Annotated in this window: 21 protein-coding genes; 6 read left to right on the top strand and 15 right to left on the bottom strand. The window is 55.6% G+C overall.

What is annotated here, in order from left to right:
• Window positions 1-12: 12 nt before the first annotated feature.
• From nuoH to ABLV17_RS00410, 8 genes are all read right to left on the bottom strand, one after another.
• Window positions 13-990 carry an NADH-quinone oxidoreductase subunit NuoH gene (gene nuoH, locus ABLV17_RS00445; RefSeq protein ID WP_015365589.1) on the bottom strand — a complete coding sequence of 326 codons (978 nt, stop codon included), beginning with the start codon at window positions 988-990 and terminating at the stop codon, window positions 13-15.
• The gene (gene nuoG / locus ABLV17_RS00440; RefSeq protein ID WP_213316937.1) at window positions 987-3,713 is read right to left on the bottom strand and encodes an NADH-quinone oxidoreductase subunit NuoG; all 2,727 of its coding nucleotides are present in this window, start codon (window positions 3,711-3,713) and stop codon (window positions 987-989) included. Before nuoG ends, nuoH begins: the two co-directional genes overlap by 4 nt.
• Before the next feature lie 32 nt (window positions 3,714-3,745).
• The gene (gene nuoF, locus ABLV17_RS00435) at window positions 3,746-5,083 is read right to left on the bottom strand and encodes an NADH-quinone oxidoreductase subunit NuoF (protein WP_015365587.1); all 1,338 of its coding nucleotides are present in this window, start codon (window positions 5,081-5,083) and stop codon (window positions 3,746-3,748) included.
• Complete coding sequence (nuoE, locus tag ABLV17_RS00430; RefSeq protein WP_015365586.1) at window positions 5,080-5,580, bottom strand: NADH-quinone oxidoreductase subunit NuoE; 501 nt, start codon at window positions 5,578-5,580, stop codon at window positions 5,080-5,082. The genes nuoF and nuoE overlap by 4 nt, the downstream gene beginning before the upstream one ends.
• 2 nt (window positions 5,581-5,582) lie before the next feature.
• Window positions 5,583-7,391 carry an NADH-quinone oxidoreductase subunit C/D gene (nuoC, locus tag ABLV17_RS00425; protein WP_015365585.1) on the bottom strand — a complete coding sequence of 603 codons (1,809 nt, stop codon included), beginning with the start codon at window positions 7,389-7,391 and terminating at the stop codon, window positions 5,583-5,585.
• A gap of 88 nt (window positions 7,392-7,479) precedes the next feature.
• Entirely contained in the window at window positions 7,480-8,154 is a 675-nt protein-coding gene (nuoB, locus tag ABLV17_RS00420; protein WP_002913178.1) for an NADH-quinone oxidoreductase subunit NuoB, read from the bottom strand.
• A 15-nt stretch (window positions 8,155-8,169) separates the two neighbouring features.
• Entirely contained in the window at window positions 8,170-8,616 is a 447-nt protein-coding gene (gene nuoA, locus ABLV17_RS00415) for an NADH-quinone oxidoreductase subunit NuoA (protein ID WP_002913181.1), read from the bottom strand.
• Window positions 8,617-9,268: 652 nt separating this feature from the next.
• Complete coding sequence (locus ABLV17_RS00410; RefSeq protein ID WP_213794342.1) at window positions 9,269-10,195, bottom strand: LysR family transcriptional regulator; 927 nt, start codon at window positions 10,193-10,195, stop codon at window positions 9,269-9,271.
• Window positions 10,196-11,080: 885 nt separating this feature from the next.
• Between ABLV17_RS00410 and alaA the strand changes: the two genes are divergently transcribed.
• Window positions 11,081-12,298 (top strand): alanine transaminase AlaA, encoded by a 1,218-nt coding sequence (gene alaA / locus ABLV17_RS00405; protein ID WP_015365583.1) that lies wholly within the window; start codon window positions 11,081-11,083, stop codon window positions 12,296-12,298.
• Between the two features lie 81 nt (window positions 12,299-12,379).
• Window positions 12,380-12,979 carry a 5'-deoxynucleotidase gene (yfbR, locus tag ABLV17_RS00400; RefSeq protein WP_032712094.1) on the top strand — a complete coding sequence of 200 codons (600 nt, stop codon included), beginning with the start codon at window positions 12,380-12,382 and terminating at the stop codon, window positions 12,977-12,979.
• A gap of 37 nt (window positions 12,980-13,016) precedes the next feature.
• Here the strand turns inward: yfbR and ABLV17_RS00395 are convergent, their stop codons facing one another.
• The 4 genes from ABLV17_RS00395 to yfbV all read right to left on the bottom strand — a co-directional run bounded on the left by ABLV17_RS00395 (window position 13,017) and on the right by yfbV (window position 16,632).
• On the bottom strand, window positions 13,017-14,849 hold the full coding sequence (locus ABLV17_RS00395; protein WP_087860106.1) for an SLC13 family permease: 1,833 nt from the start codon (window positions 14,847-14,849) through the stop codon (window positions 13,017-13,019).
• A 76-nt stretch (window positions 14,850-14,925) separates the two neighbouring features.
• Window positions 14,926-15,585, bottom strand: coding sequence for a sugar phosphatase (locus tag ABLV17_RS00390; protein WP_087860199.1), 660 nt, complete (start codon window positions 15,583-15,585; stop codon window positions 14,926-14,928).
• Between the two features lie 11 nt (window positions 15,586-15,596).
• Window positions 15,597-16,091 (bottom strand): YfbU family protein, encoded by a 495-nt coding sequence (locus tag ABLV17_RS00385; RefSeq protein WP_045391472.1) that lies wholly within the window; start codon window positions 16,089-16,091, stop codon window positions 15,597-15,599.
• Window positions 16,092-16,176: 85 nt separating this feature from the next.
• A complete protein-coding gene (yfbV, locus tag ABLV17_RS00380) occupies window positions 16,177-16,632 on the bottom strand; it encodes a terminus macrodomain insulation protein YfbV (protein ID WP_015365578.1) in 456 nt (151 codons plus the stop codon).
• 338 nt (window positions 16,633-16,970) lie between these two features.
• On the opposite strand from yfbV, the gene ackA reads away from it, so the two are divergent.
• Both ackA and pta read left to right on the top strand, forming a co-directional pair.
• Window positions 16,971-18,173, top strand: a complete 1,203-nt coding sequence (ackA, locus tag ABLV17_RS00375; RefSeq protein ID WP_045391478.1) for an acetate kinase — start codon at window positions 16,971-16,973, stop codon at window positions 18,171-18,173.
• 118 nt (window positions 18,174-18,291) lie between these two features.
• Window positions 18,292-20,439 (top strand): phosphate acetyltransferase, encoded by a 2,148-nt coding sequence (pta, locus tag ABLV17_RS00370; protein ID WP_015706164.1) that lies wholly within the window; start codon window positions 18,292-18,294, stop codon window positions 20,437-20,439.
• A 67-nt stretch (window positions 20,440-20,506) separates the two neighbouring features.
• Here pta and yfcD read toward each other — a convergent pair whose 3' ends face one another.
• Genes yfcD through yfcF form a run of 3 tightly spaced genes read right to left on the bottom strand, consistent with a single transcriptional unit; the run spans window position 20,507 to window position 22,374 of the window.
• Window positions 20,507-21,064, bottom strand: coding sequence for an NUDIX hydrolase YfcD (yfcD, locus tag ABLV17_RS00365; RefSeq protein WP_087860105.1), 558 nt, complete (start codon window positions 21,062-21,064; stop codon window positions 20,507-20,509).
• A gap of 56 nt (window positions 21,065-21,120) precedes the next feature.
• Complete coding sequence (yfcE, locus tag ABLV17_RS00360; protein WP_047043293.1) at window positions 21,121-21,672, bottom strand: phosphodiesterase; 552 nt, start codon at window positions 21,670-21,672, stop codon at window positions 21,121-21,123.
• A gap of 57 nt (window positions 21,673-21,729) precedes the next feature.
• Window positions 21,730-22,374 (bottom strand): glutathione transferase, encoded by a 645-nt coding sequence (yfcF, locus tag ABLV17_RS00355; protein ID WP_015365572.1) that lies wholly within the window; start codon window positions 22,372-22,374, stop codon window positions 21,730-21,732.
• Window positions 22,375-22,535: 161 nt separating this feature from the next.
• Here yfcF and yfcG point away from each other — a divergent pair, with 161 nt between their 5' ends.
• Both yfcG and folX read left to right on the top strand, forming a co-directional pair.
• Window positions 22,536-23,165, top strand: coding sequence for a GSH-dependent disulfide bond oxidoreductase (yfcG, locus tag ABLV17_RS00350; RefSeq protein ID WP_316424285.1), 630 nt, complete (start codon window positions 22,536-22,538; stop codon window positions 23,163-23,165).
• A 65-nt stretch (window positions 23,166-23,230) separates the two neighbouring features.
• Window positions 23,231-23,593, top strand: coding sequence for a dihydroneopterin triphosphate 2'-epimerase (gene folX / locus ABLV17_RS00345; protein ID WP_015365570.1), 363 nt, complete (start codon window positions 23,231-23,233; stop codon window positions 23,591-23,593).
• Window positions 23,594-23,614: the final 21 nt, after the last annotated feature.

Below are 23,614 nucleotides of genomic sequence, written 5' to 3'. Positions count from 1 at the left end.
TCAATTCACCCCTTATTGCGCCTGCCAGAGAATGACAGCCGCCGTTACCAACAAGTTGACCAGCGTTAACGGCAGGCATACCTTCCAGCCAAAGGACATTACCTGGTCATAACGCGGACGCGGTAATGATGCGCGGATCAAAATGAACATCATCATGAAGAACGCGGTTTTCAGCGCGAACCAGATGAAAGGCGGTAACCACGGGCCATTCCAGCCGCCGAAGAACAGCGTCACGATCAGCGCTGAGACGGTGACGATACCGATGTATTCACCGACGAAGAACAGACCGAATTTCATACCGGAATATTCAATGTGGTAACCATCGGCCAGTTCCTGCTCCGCTTCCGGCTGGTCAAACGGGTGACGGTGACACACCGCCACGCCGGCGATGGCGAAAGTCACGAAGCCGAAGAACTGCGGGATGACGTTCCACAGATGCGCCTGGTTGTTGACGATATCGGTCATGTTGAATGACCCCGCCTGCGCCACCACGCCCATCAGGGAGAGACCGAGGAACACTTCGTAGCTCAGCGTTTGCGCGGAAGCACGCATCGCCCCCAGCAGCGAGTATTTGTTGTTGCTCGACCAACCGGCGAACAGGACCGCGTACACCGCCAGGCCTGCCATCATCAGGAAGAACAGAATACCGATGTTGAGGTCGGCGACCACCCACGACGGGCTAACCGGCACGATAGCAAAGGCCAGCAGCAGCGAAGTAAAGGCGATAACCGGTGCCAGAGTAAAGATCACGCGATCGGAGAAGCGCGGGATCCAGTCCTCTTTGAAGAACATCTTGATCATGTCGGCGACCAGCTGCAGCGAACCGCCCCAGCCCACGCGGTTAGGTCCGTAGCGGTTCTGGAACAGGCCGAGCAGACGACGCTCGCCGAAGCTCATGAACGCGCCGCAGGTGACGACCACCAGCAGAATGACCACGGCCTTCAGGATGCTTAACAGAATGTCGATAAGATCCGGCGTTAACCAACTCATGCTTGCGCCTCCTGCAGTGAATCAATACGCGCCCCGGCCAGTACCGGCGCGATGCCCGGCATGCCCATCGGTAAGCCAACCTGTCCCGCGGTCAACCCTTCAGAAATAACCAGCGGCAGACTCAGCGTCTGGCCTTCTACGCTGAAGGAAACCATCGCCCCGGCGTTAACGCCAAGCTTTGCGGCATCCGCCGGGTTCAGCTTGATGTATGGCTCAGGCATCCGGCTCTGGAACACCGGAGAACGCTGCGACAGCTCATCGCTGCCAAACAGGTGATAGTACGGCGCGATACGCCATTTGCCCTCTTCCGCGTGGAAGCTGGCCGGAACCGCCGTGAAGTACTCCAGCCCGCTGGCGGAAGCTTCAATCAGACGTACGCCCGGATCGCCGTGGCGCAGTTTACCACCCACTTCATCCTGGAATTTGTTCCATGCCTGCGGGGAGTTCCAGCCCGGCGCCCAGGCGAACGGGATCTGCGAACGCGGCGCGGACGGCTGGTTGTTCCCTTCCATTGAGAAGGCGAACATGGTGTCTTTATCCTGCGGCTGACGCGGTTCATGCACGCTGATGTTGGCGCGCATCGCCGTGCGGCCGCTGTAGCGGTGCGGTTCACGCGCCAGCTTCTGGCCGCGAATGCGGAAGGTCGCATCCGGCGCGGCATCTTTAATGCCCGCCAGCTGCGGCAGCGCCGCAATCGCCGCATCGATGACGTGGTCCAGCTGCGTCCAGTCAACCTGACGGTTGTTGACGGTGCTGTGCAGCGAATGCAGCCAGCGCCAGCTTTCCAGCATCACGGTTTTCGCGTCGTAGTAAGCCGGGTCGTAAACCTGGAAGAAACGCTGGGCGCGGCCTTCGTTGTTAACAACGGTACCGTCGCTTTCCGCAAAGCTTGCCGCGGAGAGCACCAGGTGAGCTTTGTCCATAATCGCAGTGCGCTGATGATCAACCACCATCACCAGCGGCGCTTTCGCCAGCGCAGCGTCGACGCGCGCGGCGGAAGCATGACGGTGCAGGTCGTTTTCCAGCACGATAACCGCGTCTGCGGCGCCGCTTTCCAGTTCGTCCAGCGCCTCTTCAAGCGAGCCGCCGCCGATCATGCCCAGACCGACGCTATTCACCGCGCGGGCGACCATGGTCACGCCAACATCGGCGCCGCGGCCTTTCAACGCTTTCGCCACGTTGGCGGCAGCCTGAATGATTTCCATGCTACCGGCGTTAGTACCGGAGATAATCAGCGGTTTTTTCGCCCCGGCCAGCGCCTGAACGATAACATCGACTTTACCCTGCAGGTCATGGCTCAGGCCATCAACCGCCGGCGCGCTGTCATCCAGCGCATGGGCGATAGCGAAGCCCAGACGCGCCTGATCTTCCACCGGCGCGCGGTAGGTCCACGCCGCGATGTCATCCAGGCGAGTGTCGTCGATATTAGTGACGAATAACGGATGCTTGGCGCGCTGTCCGATGTTGAGAATTGCCGCAATCTGCCAGTCGGCCACTTTCTGCGCCGCCGCCATTTCGCGAGCTTTCCCTTTCACCGCCTGGCGTACCGCCAGGGCAACGCGCGCGCCGGTCTGAGTAATATCTTCGCCCAGCACCAGTACCGCATCGTAGGATTCGATATCGCGCAGCGTCGGGGTATGGATCCCGCCTTCGCGCAGCACTTTGAGCATCATCTGCAGGCGCGCTTGTTCGCCTTTAGCGATGCCGGTATAGAAGTTTTCGCTACCGACCAGCTCACGCAGCGCGAAGTTGCTTTCAATGCTGGCGCGCGGAGAACCGATACCAATGACTTTCTTCGACTGGCGCAGGATATCCGCCGCCCCCTGCATCGCCTGTTCGGCGTTGAGCGCGATCAGATCGTCGCCGCGGCGCTGAACCGGCTGACGCGGACGATCTTTGAGGTTTACGTAGCCATAGCCGAAACGACCGCGGTCGCAGAGGAAGTAGCGGTTAACGGTGCCGTTATAACGGTTTTCGATACGACGCAGCTCGCCATAGCGTTCGCCAGGGCTGATGTTACAGCCAATGGAACACTGCTGGCAGATGCTCGGCGCAAACTGCATGTCCCACTTACGGTTGTAACGCTCAGAGTGCGTTTTATCGGTGAAGACGCCGGTCGGGCAAACTTCAACCAGGTTACCGGAGAACTCGCTTTCCAGCGTGCCATCTTCCGGGCGGCCGAAGTAGACGTTGTCATGAGCGCCATAAACGCCCAGATCGGTGCCATCGGCATAATCTTTATAGTAGCGAACGCAGCGGTAGCAGGCGATGCAGCGGTTCATTTCGTGAGAAATAAATGGCCCCAGATCCTGGTTGCGGTGGGTACGCTTGGTGAAACGATAGCGGCGGAAGCTATGACCGGTCATGACCGTCATATCCTGCAGGTGGCAGTTGCCGCCCTCTTCGCAGACCGGGCAGTCGTGCGGGTGGTTGGTCATCAGCCACTCCACCACGCTTTCGCGGAACTGCTTCGCTTCGCCGTCGTCAATAGAAATAAAGGTGCCGTCAGATGCCGGAGTCATACAGGACATCACCAGGCGACCACGCGTGTCTTCCGCGTTCTGATATTGCTTCACCGCACACTGGCGGCAAGCACCGACGCTCCCTAGCGCCGGGTGCCAGCAAAAGTATGGAATATCAAGACCAAGAGAGAGACAAGCCTCTAGCAGGTTGTCCGCTCCGTTGACCTCGTATTCTTTGCCGTCTACATGAATCGTAGCCATTTGCGTGCTTCCAAAAATAAAAAACCTTTAGATTACCAGCGCGTCTTAAGCAGGTTCGGCTGAATACCGTTAATTGCATGGGTATTGCTGAACTGCTGCTTAATGCCAGCCTCGAATTCTTCGCGGAAATATTTGATAGCGCTCTGCAGCGGTTCAACCGCGCCCGGCGCGTGCGCGCAGAAGGTTTTACCCGGCCCGAGGAATCGACACAGTTGCTCAAGAGTTTCGATATCGCCAGGCTGGCCTTCGCCGCGCTCCAGGGCGCGCAGGATCTTCACGCTCCACGGCAGGCCGTCGCGACAAGGCGTACACCAGCCGCAGGATTCGCGGGCAAAAAATTCTTCGAGGTTGCGCACCAGCGGAACCATGCCGATCTCGTGGTCGACGGCCATCGCCAGCGCGGTGCCCAGACGACTACCGGCTTTACCAATGCTTTCAAACTCCATCGGCAAATCGAGGTGCGCTTCGGTCAGGAAGTCGGTACCGGCGCCGCCCGGCTGCCAGGCTTTAAACTTCAGGCCATCACGCATGCCGCCGGCGTAATCTTCGAGGATCTCGCGCGCGGTGGTGCCGAAAGGCAGTTCCCAGACGCCCGGATTCTTCACGCGCCCGGAGAAGCCCATCAGCTTGGTGCCGGCATCCTTGCTGGTTGAAATATTCTGATACCACTCCACGCCGTTGGCGAGAATGGCAGGCACGTTGCACAGGGTTTCAACGTTGTTGACGCAGGTCGGTTTGCCCCATACGCCCGAGCTCGCCGGGAACGGCGGCTTGGAGCGCGGGTTCGCGCGGCGGCCTTCCAGGGAGTTGATAAGCGCCGTCTCTTCACCGCAAATATAGCGCCCTGCCCCGGTATGCACGAACAGCTCGAAGTCAAAACCGGTGCCGAGGATATTTTTCCCCAACAGGCCTGCTTCAGTGGCTTCGGCGATCGCACGACGCAGATGCTGCGCCGCTTCGATATATTCGCCGCGCAGGAAGATGTAACCGCGATAGGCCTTCAGCGCAAAGGCGGAGATCAGCATGCCTTCCACCAGCAGGTGCGGCAGCTGTTCCATCAGCAGACGGTCTTTATAGGTACCCGGTTCCATTTCATCGGCGTTACACAGCAGGTAACGGATGTTCATGGACTCGTCTTTCGGCATCAGGCTCCACTTCAGACCGGTGGAAAAGCCCGCGCCGCCGCGCCCTTTCAGGCCGGCGTCTTTTACCGCATTGACGATTTCATCCGGCGCCATACCGCTTAAGGCCTTGCGCGCCCCTTCATAACCGTTTTTACTGCGATACTCGTCCAGCCACACCGGCTGCTTGTCATCGCGCAGACGCCAGGTTAATGGATGCGTTTCGGCAGTACGAATAATGGTTTTCATTTATACCGCTCCAGGAGGTCAGGAATCGCTTCCGGCGTCAGATAACTGTGCGTGTCGTCATCAATCATCATGGTCGGCCCCTTGTCGCAGTTGCCAAGGCAACAGGTCGGCAGCAGCGTGAAGCGGCCATCAAAGGTGGTTTGACCCGGTTTGATGTCCAGCTTTTTCTCGATAGCCGACTGGATCCCCTGGAAGCCGGTGATATGGCACACCACGCTGTCGCAGTAGCGGATCACGTGACGGCCAACCGGCTGGCGGAAGATCTGGCTGTAGAATGTCGCCACGCCTTCGACGTCGCTTGCCGGGATCCCCAGCACATCGGCGATCGCGTAGATCGCGCCATCCGGCACCCAGCCGCGCTGTTTTTGAACAATTTTCAGCGCTTCGATGGACGCCGCACGCGGGTCTTCGTAGTGGTGCTTCTCGTGCTCAATAGCCTCACGCTCTGCCGCACTCAGCTCAAAAGCCTCGGTTTGTGGTTGTTGATTCTCGTGCATAATTAGCGGTCCACGTCTGACATAACAAAATCAATACTACCCAGATAGACGATAAGGTCGGATACCAGGCTGCCGCGGATCGCCGCCGGGATCTGCTGCAGGTGCGCATAGCTCGGGGTACGAATACGGGTACGGTAGCTCATGGTGCTGCCGTCGCTGGTCAGGTAGTAACTGTTAATCCCCTTCGTCGCTTCAACCATCTGGAAGGATTCGTTGGCCGGCATTACCGGGCCCCAGGAAACCTGCAGGAAGTGCGTAATCAGGGTCTCAATGTGCTGCAGCGTGCGCTCTTTCGGCGGCGGCGTGGTCAGCGGGTGATCCGCTTTGAACGGGCCTTCCGGCATATTATCGAGGCACTGCTGGAGAATGCGCAGGCTCTGGCGCAGCTCTTCCACTTTTAGCATCACGCGGGTGTAGCAGTCGGAAACGCCGCCGCCGGTCGGGATTTCAAAGTCGAAGTTTTCGTAGCCAGAATAAGGACGCCATTTACGCACGTCGAAGCCGATACCGGTCGCGCGCAGGCCTGCGCCGGTGGTACCCCACTCCAGCGCTTCTTTCGCGGTGTAGGCGGCAACGCCTTTGGAGCGGCCAATCAGAATAGTGTTGCGCAGCGCGGCTTTCTCATAGGAATCCAGGCGCTTAGGCATCCACTCAAGGAATTCACGCAGCAGGCGATCCCAGCCGCGCGGCAGGTCGTGGGCGACGCCGCCGATGCGGAACCATGCCGGGTGCATACGGAAACCGGTGATCGCTTCGACCAGATCGTAGATTTTCTGACGGTCGGTAAAGGCGAAGAAGACCGGGGTCATCGCGCCGACGTCCTGAATAAAGGTCGAGATATACAGCAGGTGGCTGTTAATGCGGAACAGTTCGGACAGCATCACGCGGATCACGTTCACGCGATCCGGCACGGTGATCCCGGCCAGTTTTTCCACCGCCAGCACGTACGGCATCTCGTTGACGCAGCCGCCGAGGTATTCGATACGGTCGGTGTACGGGATGTAGCTGTGCCAGGACTGGCGTTCACCCATCTTCTCCGCGCCGCGGTGGTGGTAGCCGATGTCCGGCACGCAGTCGACAATCTCTTCGCCATCCAACTGCAGAATAATACGGAATGCGCCGTGAGCGGACGGGTGGTTCGGGCCGAGGTTGAGGAACATAAAGTCCTCGTTTTCGGTGCCGCGCTTCATGCCCCACTCTTCCGGCTTGAAGGTTAACGCTTCCATTTCCAGATCCTGCTTGGCTTTAGTCAGCTCAAACGGATCGAATTCGGTGGCGCGCGCCGGATAGTCTTTACGCAGCGGGTGGCCTTCCCAGGTCGGCGGCATCATGATGCGGCGCAGATTCGGGTGACCGTCGAAGGTCACGCCAAACATTTCCCAGGTTTCACGCTCATACCAGTTGGCGTTAGGGAACAGTTTGGTGAAGGTCGGTAGATGCAGATCGTTTTCAGACAACGCCACCTTGAGCATGATATCGCGGTTGCGGTCTACTGAGATCAGGTGGTAGAAAACGGAAAAATCCGCGGCTGGCAAGCCATCGCGGTGTGTACGTAAACGTTCGTCCATGCCGTGCAGGTCAAACAGCATCACGTAAGGTTTAGGCAATCTCTTCAGGAAATCACCCACCTCGAGCAGCTGTTCGCGCTTCACCCATACCACCGGAACGCCGGTACGGGTAGGCTGAACGGTAAAGGCATCCGGCCCAAAACGGTTGCGCAGTTCGCCGATCACCGGGTCATCAAGGTGATCGCGGGTTTGCCAGGCTGGTGCGGCGTCATGCGCGGTTAAATCAGTCATATTGTTCACCATTGCAAAAGGTCCGTGGTGACTGCCGGGCGAGGCTTCGCTGCTTTTGTAGATTGATTTGCGAAGTCTGGTTCCCGCCCGCAGGCGCAAGTTAAATCTCGTCCGGAGTCCGCAGATTGGTCACCGCAATTCGTTCGCCGCGTTTACGCTCGCGCTCGGATTGCATGTTGGCGCGATAGACGCCCTGATCGCCAACCACCCAAGAGAGAGGGCGGCGCTCTTTACCAATGGATTCCTGCAGCAGCATCAGCGCCTGCATATAAGCTTCCGGACGCGGCGGACAGCCCGGGATGTAAACATCAACCGGAATAAACTTGTCCACGCCCTGGACGACGGAGTAGATATCGTACATCCCGCCGGAGTTAGCGCATGCGCCCATAGAGATAACCCACTTCGGCTCCAGCATCTGATCGTACAGGCGCTGAATAACCGGGGCCATTTTGGTGAAGCAGGTACCAGCGACCACCATCAGGTCGGCCTGACGCGGAGAGGCACGCAGTACTTCCGCGCCAAAACGCGCAACGTCATGCACCGCAGTGAATGACGTCACCATTTCTACATAGCAGCAAGACAGGCCGAAGTTGTACGGCCAAATCGAGTTCTTACGGCCCCAGTTCACCATGTCATGCAGCGCGTGTTCGAGTTTCCCCATATACACGCTTTTATTGACTTCTTGCTCCAGGGGGTCAGTTACGATCTCCTGTTTTTGCAGGGGGTAACGGTCGTTCTCACCGTTAGGATCTATGCGGGTGAGCGTATAATCCATCTTATTGCCTCGCTTTTACTGCATATGACGGTTAGTGGGACTGTCTGTTTCCGGGTTAACCAGCGTGCGACGGGAACGCGCAGGCGTCCAGTCCAGTGCGCCGATGCGAACGAGGTAAACCAGACCAGCCAGTAGCACTAAAATGAAAATTGCGGCTTCCACAAAGCCAACCCAGCCGCTTTCGCGAATGGATGTTGACCATGCGTAGAGATACAGGGCTTCCACGTCGAAGATAACGAAGAACATGGCGACCAGATAAAACTTCGCAGAAAGACGTAAGCGGGCCGAACCAACGGAGTCGATCCCCGATTCAAACGGCGTGTTTTTGCTACGCGCGCGCGCGCGACCGCCAAGGTACCAGCCGCCGACGAGCATCAGGCAGCACAGACCGATAGCGATGATGAGAAATATAGCGAATGCCCAATGATGAGCGATGACTTCAGTGGATGTTGACATACGCATTGCTTAACCAAAAAAGTGTAGCGCCAAAACCCTCTGCTCTTGATGGCAGATGAACGCCACAGCGTTTCACGGGAGGAATAAAAAAATGACCTTGCAAAAAAGCGTCCCTGGTTGATGAGGAAGCCCAAATGCCGTGGCTTTTTACCCCTTTCTTTAACCTTTTGTCAACTTTAACAAAAGTTTTAACTACATTAATTTACATTGGAATCTTTTCATTAACATTAAATGCCCTTTGTTGCGTAATAACCTTGCATATCATTCGGATTTAGTGTTGTTGAATCGTGTCCGTTTTAGACGTAAATCAGTTTCGCCAATCTATTTTGACAGGATTTGGCCGCGATTCCTCCCCCCAAGTAGGGGTATTTTCTTGATCTGTGACACGCTTTTGTTAATTACATCTGGAAAACGGCAACAATCCGTCCGGTTTTTTAACATTAGCAGGAAGTATTGAAACTGCAGCTAAAAACAGGGAAACAATGGTCGCTTTCAATCCAACTCATTGATTCATATATCAATAAATTATTAAACTGCTTAAAATCCTTGTAAAATATAAAAAAAAAGAGCCACTGACCTCATTTTGTCGATCGGCGGCTCTTTTTTACACTTACATTTTGTTACCGGATTATTGTGATCGATATATGATAATTTCGCTTTATGAAACCAGAGATCCGTCTCCCCCTTCCGGGGTATACAGCGTTTCCGTGTTCCACGGATTATGGTCCTGGCTCAGGGACTGAAAAATCGCCTGCGCCAGCTCGTTTTCCCGCTGTGGATTGCAGCTCAGCACATAGTGGGTATCCGGTAAGCCTGGCAAACCATCGCTTTTACCCGGCACGCGCAGTTCCGGACTCATCATTTCTACCGGACGCGCGGTGACGCCAAGCCCCGCTTTCACCGCCGCCTTCACCCCGGCCAGAGAACTGGCGGCATGCGCCAGATGCCAGGGGACCTGCGCGGCATTCAGCGCCGAGATGATATCTTCGCGAAACGGCCCGGACTCTTCGAGCAGCACCAGCGGAACAGATTCACCGTGCGCCAGTACGTAATCCGCGGCGCAATACCACAGCGTCGGCGAGGTACGCAGCGTCAGGACATCAAATTCGCCGGTTTGATGAGTGGTTAACGCCAGGTCAATCTCGCCGCTACCCAACTTCGCAACGATATCGGCGTAATTCAGGACCTTAATTTCCAGCGTCAGTTTGGGATAGAAGCTGCCGATTCGATTGAGCAGATAAGGCAGGATGGTATCCGCCGTTTCATCGGAGGCGCCGATAGTCAACGTCCCCTGCAAACTGCCAAACATCAGCGACATGCAGGCTTCATCATTAAAACGCAGTATTTTGCGCGCGTAGCTGAGCAGTTGGATCCCCTGCTCAGTCAGTAATTTATTACGCCCATGACGAGCGAAAAGCTCTTTGCCAACCAGTTGCTCCAGTCGCTGCATCTGCTGGCTGACGGCGGACTGGGTACGACATACCGCGGCAGCGGCCGCCGCAAAGGTACTCAGATCGGCGACGGCGACGAAGGTCCGCAGCAGATCGAGATCGAGATTTAGTATCGGACGATTTGCATTTATCATATTTCTTCACTTACAGGCGCTAATGCTGGCCTGCCTTGTTGATGCTGTATCCAGGTTTCCGGCTATTCCATGAGCCTCGTGCCGAGCGGACAATTGCCGCGGATGACAACTGGAAGAACGTCATTGCATGTGAAAGCACTCGTTCGCGACAAATGTGCGAAAAATTTGAGTAATATTTTGTTCGTAGCTCTACGCATTTTTAATTACTGAGACTTACGTTATGTGATGAATCTCAAACAAAGTCTGCAATAACAAATGTCGTTACGACCGGAAGCCCGACACAGATAACAACGCTTGCTGGAACACAAACAAAAAAGTCTGCAATAACAATATATTAATAAAATCACGCCGTTAAACAGAGGTTTATACGTCGATATTAACCGTCATATCCTAACCGAAAACCACAATATTTATAAGCGCTAATCAGTATTATCTAAGGTAATTTTAAACATTTTTGCAGCACTATAATTAAATTAACAAAAGCCGAAATAATCCATGCAATCAAATATACCTGATTCATTAATTGGCATGTTTTATTAAAAAAAATTAACATAGTTGCTACAGTTGTCGTCGCCCTCTTTCTTATTAGCATAGTGTCTTTTAGCGGTTAAAATTCAGGCAAGCCGCTTTTTCCTTCAGCAACAAACCGGATAAACATCCATGTAATCACCTAATACGCGCAACATAAAACCATTCAAAAACCCATACCAGGCACATTATATAAAGAATAACGCCATTACACAGATAAATTCATTACTCTAAAAAAATACTATTCGCAAAATCTTCTCCTGTTAACCCTTCAAAACAGCGGGGATGCGGAGTACATTGTTCCGTGCTGACTTCCACGGCAGGGAGTGGCGATAACAGCTAAAAGGTCAAAGGTTCATGTCCCCTATCGAAAAATCCAGCAAGTTAGAGAATGTCTGTTACGACATCCGCGGTCCGGTTCTAAAAGAAGCAAAACGCCTTGAAGAAGAAGGCAACAAGGTACTCAAGCTGAATATCGGCAACCCGGCGCCGTTCGGCTTTGATGCGCCTGACGAAATCCTCGTCGACGTTATCCGCAATCTGCCGACCGCCCAGGGCTACAGCGACTCAAAAGGTCTCTATTCCGCCCGTAAAGCAATTATGCAGCACTACCAGGCGCGCGGAATGCGCGATGTTACCGTGGAAGATATCTATATCGGTAACGGCGTTTCAGAGCTGATCGTCCAGGCCATGCAGGCGCTGCTCAACAGCGGCGACGAAATGCTGGTTCCGGCCCCGGACTACCCGCTGTGGACCGCGGCTGTCTCGCTTTCCAGCGGCAAAGCTGTGCACTATCTGTGCGACGAATCTTCAGACTGGTTCCCGGACCTCGACGATATCCGCGCCAAAATTACGCCACGCACCCGCGGGATCGTCATCATTAACCCGAATAACCCAACGGGCGCCGTTTATTCCAAAGAGCTGCTGCAGGAGATAGTCGAGATCGCCCGTCAGCACAACCTGATTATTTTCGCCGACGAAATCTACGACAAGATCCTGTATGACGACGCCGAACACCACTCTATCGCCGCGCTGGCGCCGGATATGCTGACCGTCACCTTCAACGGACTGTCGAAGACCTATCGCGTCGCCGGTTTCCGCCAGGGCTGGATGGTGCTGAACGGGCCGAAAAAGCACGCCAAAGGCTATATCGAAGGGCTGGAAATGCTGGCCTCAATGCGTCTGTGCGCGAATGTTCCGGCGCAACACGCTATCCAAACCGCGCTGGGCGGCTACCAGAGCATTAGCGAATTTATCATTCCGGGCGGGCGTTTGTATGAGCAGCGCAACCGCGCCTGGGAGTTAATCAACGAGATCCCGGGCGTCTCCTGCGTCAAGCCGAAAGGCGCGCTGTATATGTTCCCGAAAATCGATGCTAAACGCTTTAATATCCACGATGACCAGAAAATGGTGCTCGATTTCCTGCTGCAGGAGAAAGTGCTGCTGGTTCAGGGTACCGCCTTTAACTGGCCGTGGCCGGATCACGTGCGTATCGTCACCCTGCCGCGTGAAGATGACCTGGAAATGGCAATTTCCCGCTTTGGCCGTTTCCTCTCCGGCTATCATCAGCTTTAATCGCGCCGCCGCCGGTATTTGCATCCGGCGGCGATCCCTGCGCACAATGGAACCTGATGTTGTCACCGCTTAAGGGTTCCTATGAGTCAGAGTCATTTCTTTGCCCACCTCTCCCGCCTGAAACTAATTAACCGCTGGCCATTGATGCGCAACGTGCGTACCGAGAACGTCTCCGAGCACAGTTTGCAGGTGGCGATGGTCGCCCACGCGCTGGCGGCGATTAAGAACCGCAAGTTTGGCGGCCAGGTCAACGCCGAACGTATTGCCCTGCTGGCGATGTATCACGATGCCTCCGAGGTACTCACCGGCGATCTGCCCACGCCGGTGAAATACTTCAATTCGCAGATTGCCCAGGAATATAAGGCGATTGAGAAAATCGCTCAGCAAAAACTGGTCGATATGGTTCCCGATGAGCTGCGCGATATCTTTGAGCCCCTGATTGATGAGCACCATTACAGTGAAGAAGAGCAGTCGATTGTGAAGCAGGCCGACGCCCTGTGCGCCTATCTGAAATGTCTTGAAGAGCTTTCCGCCGGCAATAACGAATTCCTGCTGGCTAAAGGTCGGCTGGAAAAAACGCTGGAGTCGCGCCGCAGCCCGGAGATGGATTACTTTATGCAGGTGTTTGTCCCGAGCTTCCAGCTGTCGCTTGATGAAATCAGCCAGGATTCACCGCTTTAATATACGGGCCGGGCATCCCCTGCCCGGCCTGAATGAATTAAAACGGAAAGAGTACCGGGATCAGCAGCACGCAGACCACCATCACCAGTACGGTGAAGGGCACACCGATTTTGACAAAATCACTGAACGAATATTTACCGGGTCCGAGCACCAGCGTGTTAACCGGTGAAGAGACCGGGGTCATGAAGGCCGCCGAAGCCGCCATCGCCACCACCATGGCGAAGGGATACGGCGATACCCCCATCGATTTCGCCGCCGCCAGAGCAATCGGCGCCATCAGCACCGCCGTCGCGGTGTTAGAGATAAACAGACCAATCGCCGCGCACATCACAAACAGACAACCCAGCATCAAGTAGGGGCCTTTGCTCCCGGCGACGTCCATTAACCCCTGCACCACCAAATCCACGCCGCCGGTTTTCTGCAATGCCAGGGCAAACGGCATCATCCCCACGATCAAAATGATACTCGGCCAGTGAATCGCCTTGTAGGCGCTCTCCGCATTGATGCAGCGAAACTTGCCCATCAACAGGCAGGCGATGATTGCGGCAATGGGGTTGGGAATTTCATCGGTAAGCATCAGCGCTACCATCAACACCAGGCAGAATATGGCGTGCGGCGCCTGGCTGTGCGCGGGTGACGCATCGTTGACCTCAACCGGCATATTCAGCACCACAAAATCACGGCCGCGTTTTGCCAGCATGGCTATCTGACGCCAGTTGCCGACCACCAGCATAATGTCGCCTAATTGCAGCGGTTCATCGACTACCGCGCCGTCGAGCGCTGTGCCATCGCGCTTCAGGCCGACGATATTCAGACCGAAACGGGTACGGAAGGCCATCTCGCGCACCGTTTTACCAATAAGCTCTGAATCAGGGATTAATGAGACTTCCGCCATGCCGACGTCCAGCGCCTGGTCGGAAAAGTATTCGCCACGCAGCACCATCGGCTCAAGCATCTGTTCGCCGCAAAACTGCCGCAGATCGACATCGGAAGCCGACATATCGATAAGCAACACGTCGCGGGCGCGAAACTCCGATACCCCGTTAACGTTGACAATCACCCGGCGAAAACGCCGCCAGCGCTCAACGCCGATAACGTTGGCGCAGTAGCGTTCACGCAGCTTTAAATCATCAAGCCGCTGACCGATCATCGGCGAGCCCGGACGAATCGCCAGTCGGCGCGCCCTACCGGTGAGGTGGTACTCTTTGATTAAATCGCGAAAGGTGCTTTTCTTGCGGCCATCGCGAGCGGCGCTGTCATCTTCGCCCTTCAGCATAAAACGCATCACCAGCATATAGACGATACCTAACACCAGCACCACCAGACCAATCGGAGTCACGCTGAAGAAACTGAATCCATGCAACCCCTCGCGCAGCAGTTCACTGTTGACCACCAGGTTCGGCGGCGTCGCCACCAGGGTCATCATGCCGCTAATCAGCCCGGCGAAGCTTAGCGGCATCATCAGCCGCGATGGCGAGGTATTCATGCGCAACGAGACGCTGAGCACCACCGGAATAAATATCGCCACGACGCCGGTTGAGCTCATAAACGCGCCCAGCCCGGCAACGGTGAGCATCAGATAGACCAGCATTTTGGTTTCGCTATTGCCGGCAACCTTGACCAGCCAGGAGCCCATTTTAGTCGCCACGCCGGTGCGCACCAGGCCATCGCCAATGATAAATAGCGCAGCAATGAGAATAACGTTCGGATCGCTAAAGCCGGAGAAGGCCTCGCTGAGGGTTAACGTACCGCTAAGCACAAACGCAACAATGATCATCAGCGCGATGGCATCCATGCGCACCTTGCCGGTTGCAAACAAGACAACCGCGATGGCCAGTAGCGATAACACCCAAATCAATTCACCGTTCACAACTTATCCTTGTCTGAAGAGGGAGCCGGAATTGTGGCATAAAAAAGCCCCGGCGACGCGGGGCTAAATCATGAGATTATGCTTTAAGATTCACCTGAACATTGCCGTCCGCCTGCCGCTCAATGCGCAAGCTCTCGAGGGTTGTCAGCACCAGATCGGCTTCATCAAGACGCGGCGCATCCGCCGGAACGTTGACGGCGATGGTGCGGCATCCGGCAGCCAGCCCGGAAAGCAGCCCCGCCGGCGCATCTTCAACCACCGCGCACTGTTGCGCCGGTATCCCCAGCAATTCAGCGCCGAGCAGATAGGCATCCGGCGCCGGTTTCCCCTTCTTCACCTGCTCGGCGGTGACAAACACTTTCGGCATCGGCAGACCTGCCGCGCGGTGGCGGGCGTGAGCGACCGGAATGGAGCCCGAAGTCACGATAGCCCACGGGATCCCCGCTTCATTAAGCGTATTCAGCAAGCTTAACGCGCCCGGCAGTGCGACAATGCCTTCGATATCAGTGGCTTCAATCTGCTCAAGAAAGCGGAACTCGGCCTGAATATCCTCTTCGCTGCGCCCCGGCATAAAATGACGAATCGAAGTGATGGCCTGTTTACCGTGAATGAAACCGAGAATCTCATCGTGTGGAATGCCGAAACGATCGCCCCATTTACACCATGAACGCTCGACTACCGGCAAAGAATCCACCAGCGTCCCGTCGAGATCGAACAGGAAACCTTTACACTGCACGGGCACCTCCATCAGGCATTAATAATTTGGTTAATTTCGTTGCTACTCAAGTGATACTGGCGCGGGCAGGAGTGCCAGGCGGCCAGCATACGCTGGTATTTTTCCCACATCGGCGTCTGCGAGTTAAAGCCGTGAGTTCCTGCGTCGAAGTGGCTATAGCGCCCTTCTACATTGACCATAAAGCGCACGTAGCCGAGATAGCGGGCTTCTGTGGCGACATCAAAGCCAAGGAAGGTGACCCGGCGTTCATCAATAGCGGAGGCATCCTTCAGGTTGGTCCACGAGACGTGCAGCGCGTGGTACATCTCCATGATATCGATAATGGTCCGGCAGGTTTCTTCCGTCAGTTGGCCAAATTCGCGGTCCAGCTCGCGCATTTGCAGCCCATATCCACGCTCGATGATGGTCTGTAGACGGCGGTAACGTTCGGCGTTGTCCGGGTCGAGCATAGTCATCATCTTGTACTGATTGGACAAAATCAGACGCTGCGCATTGGTCATTTCCATTTTTGACTCCTGTAGCACTTACGGCGTGAAATAAAGAAGGCGCATAAATCATGCGCCTTCTTTTATATGCGTTTTCCGTATGGAATTACAAATCATCAAGGAAAGTTTTATCCAGTTGTTTGAAGGCGCGCTTAAGCGTGTCAGCCAGCGCCTGGTAATCCGGCTTGCCGTCAACCGGCGCTAACGCCTGCCCGGCCTCTTGTAATTTGCCGCGCACTTCATAAAACCAGTTCAATATTGATGGCGGTAATGGCGTCACGGAACGCTTGCCCAACCACCACAGCCCCTGCATCGGCAGGCTTAAGGCAAATAGCGCGGTGGCGACGGCCGGGCCGAGCTGCCCGCCGAGCGCTATCTGCCAGCATAAGGTGAAGACCGCAACCGGCGGCATGATGCGAATCGCGTAGCGGGTGGCGCGAATAATGCGGTTTTCGATAAACACCGGCGCCAGCCGTTTATCGAGGGGCCAGGTCTTCGCATAGTGCTGCCCGCGACGAAACAAGCTAAAAAAGCTAACGGGGCGATTCTCAGGGGTCGACATGGCTATACCTCAACTTTACATATAAAACTTAAAATTTTCGTGCAAAACACCAACTGTGCATGACAACGTTCAAAAGATTTTGGCAATGGGTGCGGCAATCAGGTATCCTGTGCCCACCTGAGAGGGCGGTTAGACCCTTTTACCAGGTTAGTCAAATTATCGCATATTCTGCTGCTGGCGGAAAATTATGCAAAATGACATAAAATCATATGTACTTCCCTCATCGTGCCAGAAAACAGAACAAGGCATGATGTTAATCATAAATGTCGATGTCATCCTGCGCTACGCTTTGTGACACACTGATGTTTTTTTAGCCACGTATCATAAAAGGTACTTCCATGTCGAGTAAGTTAGTACTGGTTCTGAACTGCGGTAGCTCTTCCCTGAAATTTGCTATCCTGGATGCCGTTAACGGTGACGAATATCTCTCCGGTTTAGCCGAATGTTTCCATCTTCCTGAAGCCCGTATCAAATGGAAAATGGACGGCGGCAAACACGAAGCTGAGTTAGGCGCTGGCGCCGCTCACAGTGAAGCGCTGAACTTTATCGTTAACACTATTCTGGCACAAAAACCAGAACTGTCAGCACAGCTGACCGCAATTGGCCATCGTATCGTTCACGGCGGTGAAAAATACACCAGTTCCGTTGTCATCGACGATTCCGTTATTCAGGGCATCAAAGACTCCGCTTCCTTCGCACCGCTGCACAACCCGGCGCATCTGATCGGTATCGCTGAAGCGCTGAAATCCTTCCCGCATCTGAAAGACAAGAACGTTGCCGTGTTCGACACCGCGTTCCATCAGACCATGCCGGAAGAGTCCTACCTGTACGCCCTGCCGTACAGCCTGTACAAAGAGCACGGCGTACGTCGTTACGGCGCGCACGGCACCAGCCACTACTATGTGACTCAGGAAGCCGCTAAGGTTCTGAACAAGCCGGTTGAAGAACTGAACATCATCACCTGCCACCTCGGCAACGGCGGTTCCGTTTCCGCTATCCGTAACGGTAAATGCGTTGATACCTCCATGGGTCTGACCCCGCTGGAAGGTCTGGTGATGGGTACTCGCTCTGGCGATATCGACCCGGCAATCATTTTCCACCTGCACGACGCGCTGGGTATGAGCGTAGATGCTATCAACAAAATGCTGACCAAAGAGTCCGGCCTGCTGGGTCTGACCGAAGTCACCAGCGACTGCCGCTACGTTGAAGACAACTACGCGGATAAAGCTGACGCTAAGCGCGCAATGGACGTTTACTGTCACCGCCTGGCGAAGTATATCGGTTCTTACACTGCGCTGATGGACGGTCGTCTGGACGCGGTTATCTTCACCGGTGGTATCGGTGAAAACGCCGCGATGGTTCGTGAACTGTCCCTGGGTAAACTGGGCGTTCTGGGCTTCGAAGTTGATCACGAGCGTAACCTGGCTGCCCGTTTCGGTAAGTCTGGCTTCATCAACAAAGAAGGTACCCGCCCTGCCGTGGTTATCCCGACCAACGAAGAGCTGGTTATCGCTCAAGACGCACACCGTCTGACCGCTTAATTCCACACCGCCAGCGATAACCCTGACGTCTTCGAGTTGCCACTTGAAGCATGACGGTAAGCTGGCGGTGCTGTTTTGTATCCCGCCTAAAACTGGCGGTAACGAAAGAGGATATATCGTGTCCCGTACTATCATGCTGATCCCTACCGGAACCAGCGTAGGCCTGACCAGCGTCAGCCTCGGTGTTATCCGCGCTATGGAACGCAAAGGCGTTCGCCTGAGCGTCTTTAAACCTATCGCCCAGCCGCGTTCCGGTGGCGATACTCCAGACCAGACTACCACCATCGTTCGCGCCAGCTCTTCAACGACGACTGCCGCTGAGCCGATGAACATGAGCCACGTTGAGTCGCTGCTGTCCAGCAACCAGAAAGACGTGCTGATGGAAGAGATCATCGCCAACTACCATGCCAACACTCAGGATGCTGAAGTGGTGCTGGTTGAAGGCCTGGTCCCGACCCGTAAACACCAGTTCGCTCAGTCTCTGAACTACGAAATCGCAAAAACGCTTAACGCGGAAATCGTCTTCGTGATGTCTCAGGGCACCGATACCCCAGAACAGCTGAACGAGCGTATTGAACTGACTCGCAACAGCTTCGGCGGCGCGAAAAATACCAGCATCACTGGCGTTATCGTTAACAAACTGAATGCTCCGGTTGATGAACAAGGCCGTACCCGCCCTGACCTGTCCGAAATCTTCGACGACTCGTCTAAAGCGAAAGTCGTGAAGATCGACCCGGCGCAGCTGCAGAACGGCAGCCCGCTGCCGGTGCTGGGCGCGGTGCCATGGAGCTTCGATCTGATCGCCACGCGCGCTATCGACATGGCGCATCACCTGAATGCGACCGTGATCAACGAAGGCGACATCAATACTCGCCGCGTGAAGTCCGTAACCTTCTGCGCGCGCAGCATTCCGCACATGCTGGAGCACTTCCGTCCGGGGTCTCTGCTGGTGACTTCCGCAGACCGTCCAGACGTACTGGTCGCTGCCTGCCTGGCGGCGATGAATGGCGTAGAAATCGGCGCCATCCTGCTGACCGGCGGCTATGAAATGGACGCGCGCATCAGCAAACTGTGCGAACGTGCTTTCGCCACCGGCCTGCCGGTATTCATGGTTAACACCAACACCTGGCAGACCTCTCTGAGCCTGCAGAGCTTCAACCTGGAAGTACCGGTTGACGATCACGAGCGCATCGAGAAAGTTCAGGAATACGTTGCCAACTATATCAACGCCGACTGGATCGAATCGCTGACCGCGACCTCCGAGCGCAGCCGTCGTCTGTCTCCGCCAGCCTTCCGCTACCAGCTGACCGAGCTGGCGCGTAAAGCGGGCAAACGCGTCGTTCTGCCGGAAGGCGACGAACCGCGTACCGTTAAAGCGGCGGCCATCTGTGCCGAGCGCGGTATTGCCACCTGCGTGCTGCTGGGCAACCCGGATGAGATCAACCGCGTTGCGGCCTCTCAGGGCGTAGAGCTGGGCGCTGGCATTGAAATCGTCGATCCGGAAGTGGTACGCGAAAGCTACGTGGCGCGTCTGGTCGAACTGCGTAAGAACAAAGGCATGACCGAAGCGGTTGCGCGCGAGCAGCTGGAAGATAACGTGGTTCTTGGCACCCTGATGCTGGAACAAGACGAAGTCGACGGCCTGGTATCCGGCGCGGTTCACACCACCGCCAATACCATCCGTCCGCCGCTGCAGCTTATCAAAACGGCGCCGGGCAGCTCGCTGGTCTCTTCCGTATTCTTCATGCTGCTGCCGGAACAGGTTTACGTTTACGGCGACTGCGCGATCAACCCGGATCCGACGGCAGAACAGCTGGCGGAAATTGCAATTCAGTCCGCTGATTCCGCGATTGCCTTCGGTATCGAACCGCGCGTAGCGATGCTCTCCTACTCCACCGGCACCTCCGGCGCAGGTAGCGATGTAGAAAAAGTACGCGAAGCGACTCGTCTGGCGCAGGAAAAACGTCCTGACCTGATGATCGACGGTCCGCTGCAGTATGATGCCGCAGTGATGGCTGACGTAGCGAAGTCCAAAGCGCCGAACTCTCCGGTAGCTGGCCGCGCAACCGTGTTCATCTTCCCGGATCTGAACACCGGTAACACCACTTACAAAGCCGTACAGCGTTCCGCTGACCTGATCTCCATCGGGCCGATGCTGCAGGGTATGCGTAAGCCGGTAAACGACCTGTCCCGCGGCGCGCTGGTAGACGATATCGTCTACACCATCGCACTGACGGCGATTCAGTCTTCTCAGCAGCAGAACTAATCTTCCGCTGAGACAAGAAAGGCAGCCAAATGGCTGCCTTTTTTTTGACGCTAACGCGTAAAGGAAATTACGCTTCGTCTTCTTCCGGCTCGTCGCGTTCGTGGCCGGTATTGCCCGCGTTACGGGTCATCCACAGCGCCAGCGCTTTCAGCGAATCGGCGGTGAACTCATCGCAGCGCGCGGTGATCTCTTCCGGCGTCAGCCAGCATACTTCGCTAACCTCTTCTTCCTGCAGGGCGAACGGGCCATGAGAAACACAGCTAAACAGGCTGCCCCAGACGCGGCAGTGTTTATCTTCGTAATAGAATTGGCCATGATCGGCAAAAGGCACGCCCGCAATCCCCAGCTCTTCTTCCGCTTCGCGGCGCGCCGAGTCCAGCAGCTGTTCATCCGCCTGCACCACGCCGCCGGCGGTCGCATCCAGCATACCCGGCATGAAATCTTTGCTCTCGGTACGGCGCTGCACCAGAATTTTGCCCATCCCATCATGAACCACAATATAGGTCGCGCGGTGACGCAGACACTGCGCGCGCATTTGCTCGCGGCTGGACTGTGCTATCACCTCATTGTTTTCATTAACAATATCGACCCATTCTGTGCTTGCCAAATGCTTCTGTTCCGCCATCAGGAAACCTTACTTTTAAGCGCTCTCGCGGCGCGTCTTTACGATTGAGGGGTAAATTACGGGTAAATCGCGGCCTCTGCAATAACCTGATTATCTTTGAGTGCGAAAACCTGCAGCCGATCATCTTCCAGCATGCCGTAGCTGGCGGCAAAGCCGCCTTTCGGGATGCTCACAGAACCAGGATTGAAGAGGAAAATATCGCCGCGTTTCTCGGCAACCGGAATATGAGTATGACCATAAGCCAGTACATCGCCAGCGGCGAGCGGCGGCAAATTATCCGGACTATAGAGATGACCGTGGGTCAGAAACAGGCGGTAGCGTTCGCTAAGCACCTGCTGCCAGGGGGCGGTAATGGGGAAATGCAGCAGCATTTGATCGACTTCGCTATCACAGTTACCGCGGACGGCGATAATCCGCTGCGCGACGCTGTTCAGCCTCTCGGCGACCTGCGCCGGCGCATACCCTTCCGGCAGCGCGTTGCGCGGCCCGTGATTGAGCACATCGCCGAGGATAACCAGCCACTGCGCCCCGCTCTGCGCGAAGCGTTCCAGAACGCGTTCGGTCGCAGGCAGCGAACCGTGAATATCGGATGCGAACATCAGTTTCATATCAACCCCTTACCAGACAATACGGTCTGTCTATGATAACGGAACTGCCTGCGCTTATCAGCCGCTACGTTTAGCCGACAGTGCGGCATAACGCTGAACAGACGCCCGCTGCCACTGGAAGGTCGCGTAGTCCGCCAGCGCTTCCGGCACCTCGTCGCCGTTCAGCACCAGACGGTTTAGCATCAGCGCAAGATCGGCATCGGCAATACACCATTCGCCAAACAGATTCTGCCCGCCATGCGCCAAAAGCGCGCCGGCGGTCGCAAAGAGTTTAGCCGCGCTGGTTTGCCCCGCGGCGCTAAGCGCGGGCTTCTTCGCGCCGCCAAACACCACGTCGGTAGAACGTTCTTCGCGTATGGGCATCAGATCGCTTCGCAGCCAGGCCTGCACCTGCCGCGCCCGCGCGCGTTTTTGCAGGTCGTGCGGATACAAGCGCTCCCACTCCGGCGGCGCAAAGCGTTCGTCAAGGTATTCGGTAATGGCCGAGGATTCGCTTAGCGAAAAATTATCCACTTCCAGCAGCGGCACGCGCCGTGTCGCGGAGTAGCCCTTCCAGCCCGGCTGCAGATGCTCGCCGCTGTCGAGATTGACGGTTTTAAGGGTGAACGGCAGGCTTTTTTCCTGCAGCGCCACATACACGGACATCACATAGGGGGAGAAAAAATCGGCATCGGACCACAGGGTAATAACAGGCTGATTCATGACATCCTCAATGAAGCCAGGGGGAGATAAATCAACATAGCTGGTCTGCTATAAGATGTCACTGGCAGCCGCATGAGGATTTCGCAATATAATCTTTGCCCCGCGATGGCGCAGGTCGCCTATACTCGAAACGTTTGCGACCTTCGATGGCGGGAGACCTCATGATCGATCTTTACTATGCACCCACCCCCAACGGCCACAAAATCATCCTTTTTCTGGAAGAGGCGCAGCTGGCCTATCGCCTGATACGCGTCGATATCGGCAAAGGTGAACAGTTTCGCCCGCAGTTTCTGGCTATCTCGCCAAATAATAAGATCCCGGCGATCGTTGACCACGTTCCGGTCGACGGCGGCGCGCCGTTAAGCCTGTTTGAGTCCGGAGAGATCCTGCTCTATCTGGCGGAGAAATCGGGAAAATTACTAAGCGGCGAGCTGCGCGAGCGGCATACTACCCTGCAATGGCTATTCTGGCAGGTCGGCGGTCTGGGGCCAATGCTTGGGCAAAACCACCACTTTAACCATCACGCGCCTCAGGCTGTCCCTTACGCCATTGAACGCTATCAGGTCGAAAGCCAGCGCCTCTATGGCGTAATGAACCGGCGTCTTGAAACCAGTCCATGGCTGGGCGGCGAGCACTACAGTATCGCCGATATCGCCTGCTGGCCATGGATTAATGCCCACTCGCGCCAACGCATCGATCTTAGCCAGTTCCCGGCGGTGCATAACTGGTTTGAACGCATCCGCCAGCGCCCGGCAACGCAACAAGCGCTACTCAAAACGCAACAGTATTAATCCCCTGCTCGCAGGGCGTGCTTTCATGTATGATTGCGGAAATTACTACACGGAGGAAGCCTGCAATGTCTCAGCCAGACGCCATTATTCGTATTAAGAACCTGCGCCTGCGTACTTTTATTGGAATCAAAGAGGAAGAGATCGCCAACCGACAGGATGTATTGGTGAATGTGGTGATTCACTATCCGGCCGATAAGGCTCGCGACAGCGAAGACATCAACGATGCTCTGAACTATCGCACCATCACTAAACGCATCATCAGCCATATTGAGAATAACCGCTTCTCGCTGCTGGAAAAATTAACCCAGGATGTGCTCAATATCGCATGCGAACATCACTGGGTCACTTATGCTGAAGTAGAGATCGATAAACTTCACGCGCTGCGCTATGCCGACTCAGTATCGATGACCATGAGCTGGCGGCGCTAAAACGTTTGTTAGGGAGGCGGT

This window comes from Klebsiella sp. CN_Kp091, from assembly GCF_040065095.1.
In the GTDB taxonomy this organism is placed as follows: Bacteria; Pseudomonadota; Gammaproteobacteria; order Enterobacterales; family Enterobacteriaceae; genus Klebsiella; species Klebsiella aerogenes.
Note: the sequence above shows the minus strand (reverse complement) of the source record. Positions and strands in the feature narration are given on the sequence as shown.

What these genes read in the sequence shown, in the direction of transcription:
- yfbR (WP_032712094.1), top strand. Translation starts at nt 12,380, where the DNA reads ATGAGTCAGAGTCATTTCTTTGCCCACCTCTCCCGCCTGAAACTAATT.
- alaA (WP_015365583.1), top strand. Translation starts at nt 11,081, where the DNA reads ATGTCCCCTATCGAAAAATCCAGCAAGTTAGAGAATGTCTGTTACGAC.
- nuoA (WP_002913181.1), bottom strand. Translation starts at nt 8,616, where the DNA reads ATGCGTATGTCAACATCCACTGAAGTCATCGCTCATCATTGGGCATTC.
- ackA (WP_045391478.1), top strand. Translation starts at nt 16,971, where the DNA reads ATGTCGAGTAAGTTAGTACTGGTTCTGAACTGCGGTAGCTCTTCCCTG.
- yfcE (WP_047043293.1), bottom strand. Translation starts at nt 21,672, where the DNA reads ATGAAACTGATGTTCGCATCCGATATTCACGGTTCGCTGCCTGCGACC.
- nuoH (WP_015365589.1), bottom strand. Translation starts at nt 990, where the DNA reads ATGAGTTGGTTAACGCCGGATCTTATCGACATTCTGTTAAGCATCCTG.
- nuoC (WP_015365585.1), bottom strand. Translation starts at nt 7,391, where the DNA reads ATGGTGAACAATATGACTGATTTAACCGCGCATGACGCCGCACCAGCC.
- folX (WP_015365570.1), top strand. Translation starts at nt 23,231, where the DNA reads ATGTCTCAGCCAGACGCCATTATTCGTATTAAGAACCTGCGCCTGCGT.
- yfcD (WP_087860105.1), bottom strand. Translation starts at nt 21,064, where the DNA reads ATGGCGGAACAGAAGCATTTGGCAAGCACAGAATGGGTCGATATTGTT.
- yfcF (WP_015365572.1), bottom strand. Translation starts at nt 22,374, where the DNA reads ATGAATCAGCCTGTTATTACCCTGTGGTCCGATGCCGATTTTTTCTCC.
- yfbV (WP_015365578.1), bottom strand. Translation starts at nt 16,632, where the DNA reads ATGTCGACCCCTGAGAATCGCCCCGTTAGCTTTTTTAGCTTGTTTCGT.
- nuoB (WP_002913178.1), bottom strand. Translation starts at nt 8,154, where the DNA reads ATGGATTATACGCTCACCCGCATAGATCCTAACGGTGAGAACGACCGT.
- nuoF (WP_015365587.1), bottom strand. Translation starts at nt 5,083, where the DNA reads ATGAAAACCATTATTCGTACTGCCGAAACGCATCCATTAACCTGGCGT.
- nuoG (WP_213316937.1), bottom strand. Translation starts at nt 3,713, where the DNA reads ATGGCTACGATTCATGTAGACGGCAAAGAATACGAGGTCAACGGAGCG.
- yfcG (WP_316424285.1), top strand. Translation starts at nt 22,536, where the DNA reads ATGATCGATCTTTACTATGCACCCACCCCCAACGGCCACAAAATCATC.
- ABLV17_RS00410 (WP_213794342.1), bottom strand. Translation starts at nt 10,195, where the DNA reads ATGATAAATGCAAATCGTCCGATACTAAATCTCGATCTCGATCTGCTG.
- nuoE (WP_015365586.1), bottom strand. Translation starts at nt 5,580, where the DNA reads ATGCACGAGAATCAACAACCACAAACCGAGGCTTTTGAGCTGAGTGCG.
- ABLV17_RS00385 (WP_045391472.1), bottom strand. Translation starts at nt 16,091, where the DNA reads ATGGAAATGACCAATGCGCAGCGTCTGATTTTGTCCAATCAGTACAAG.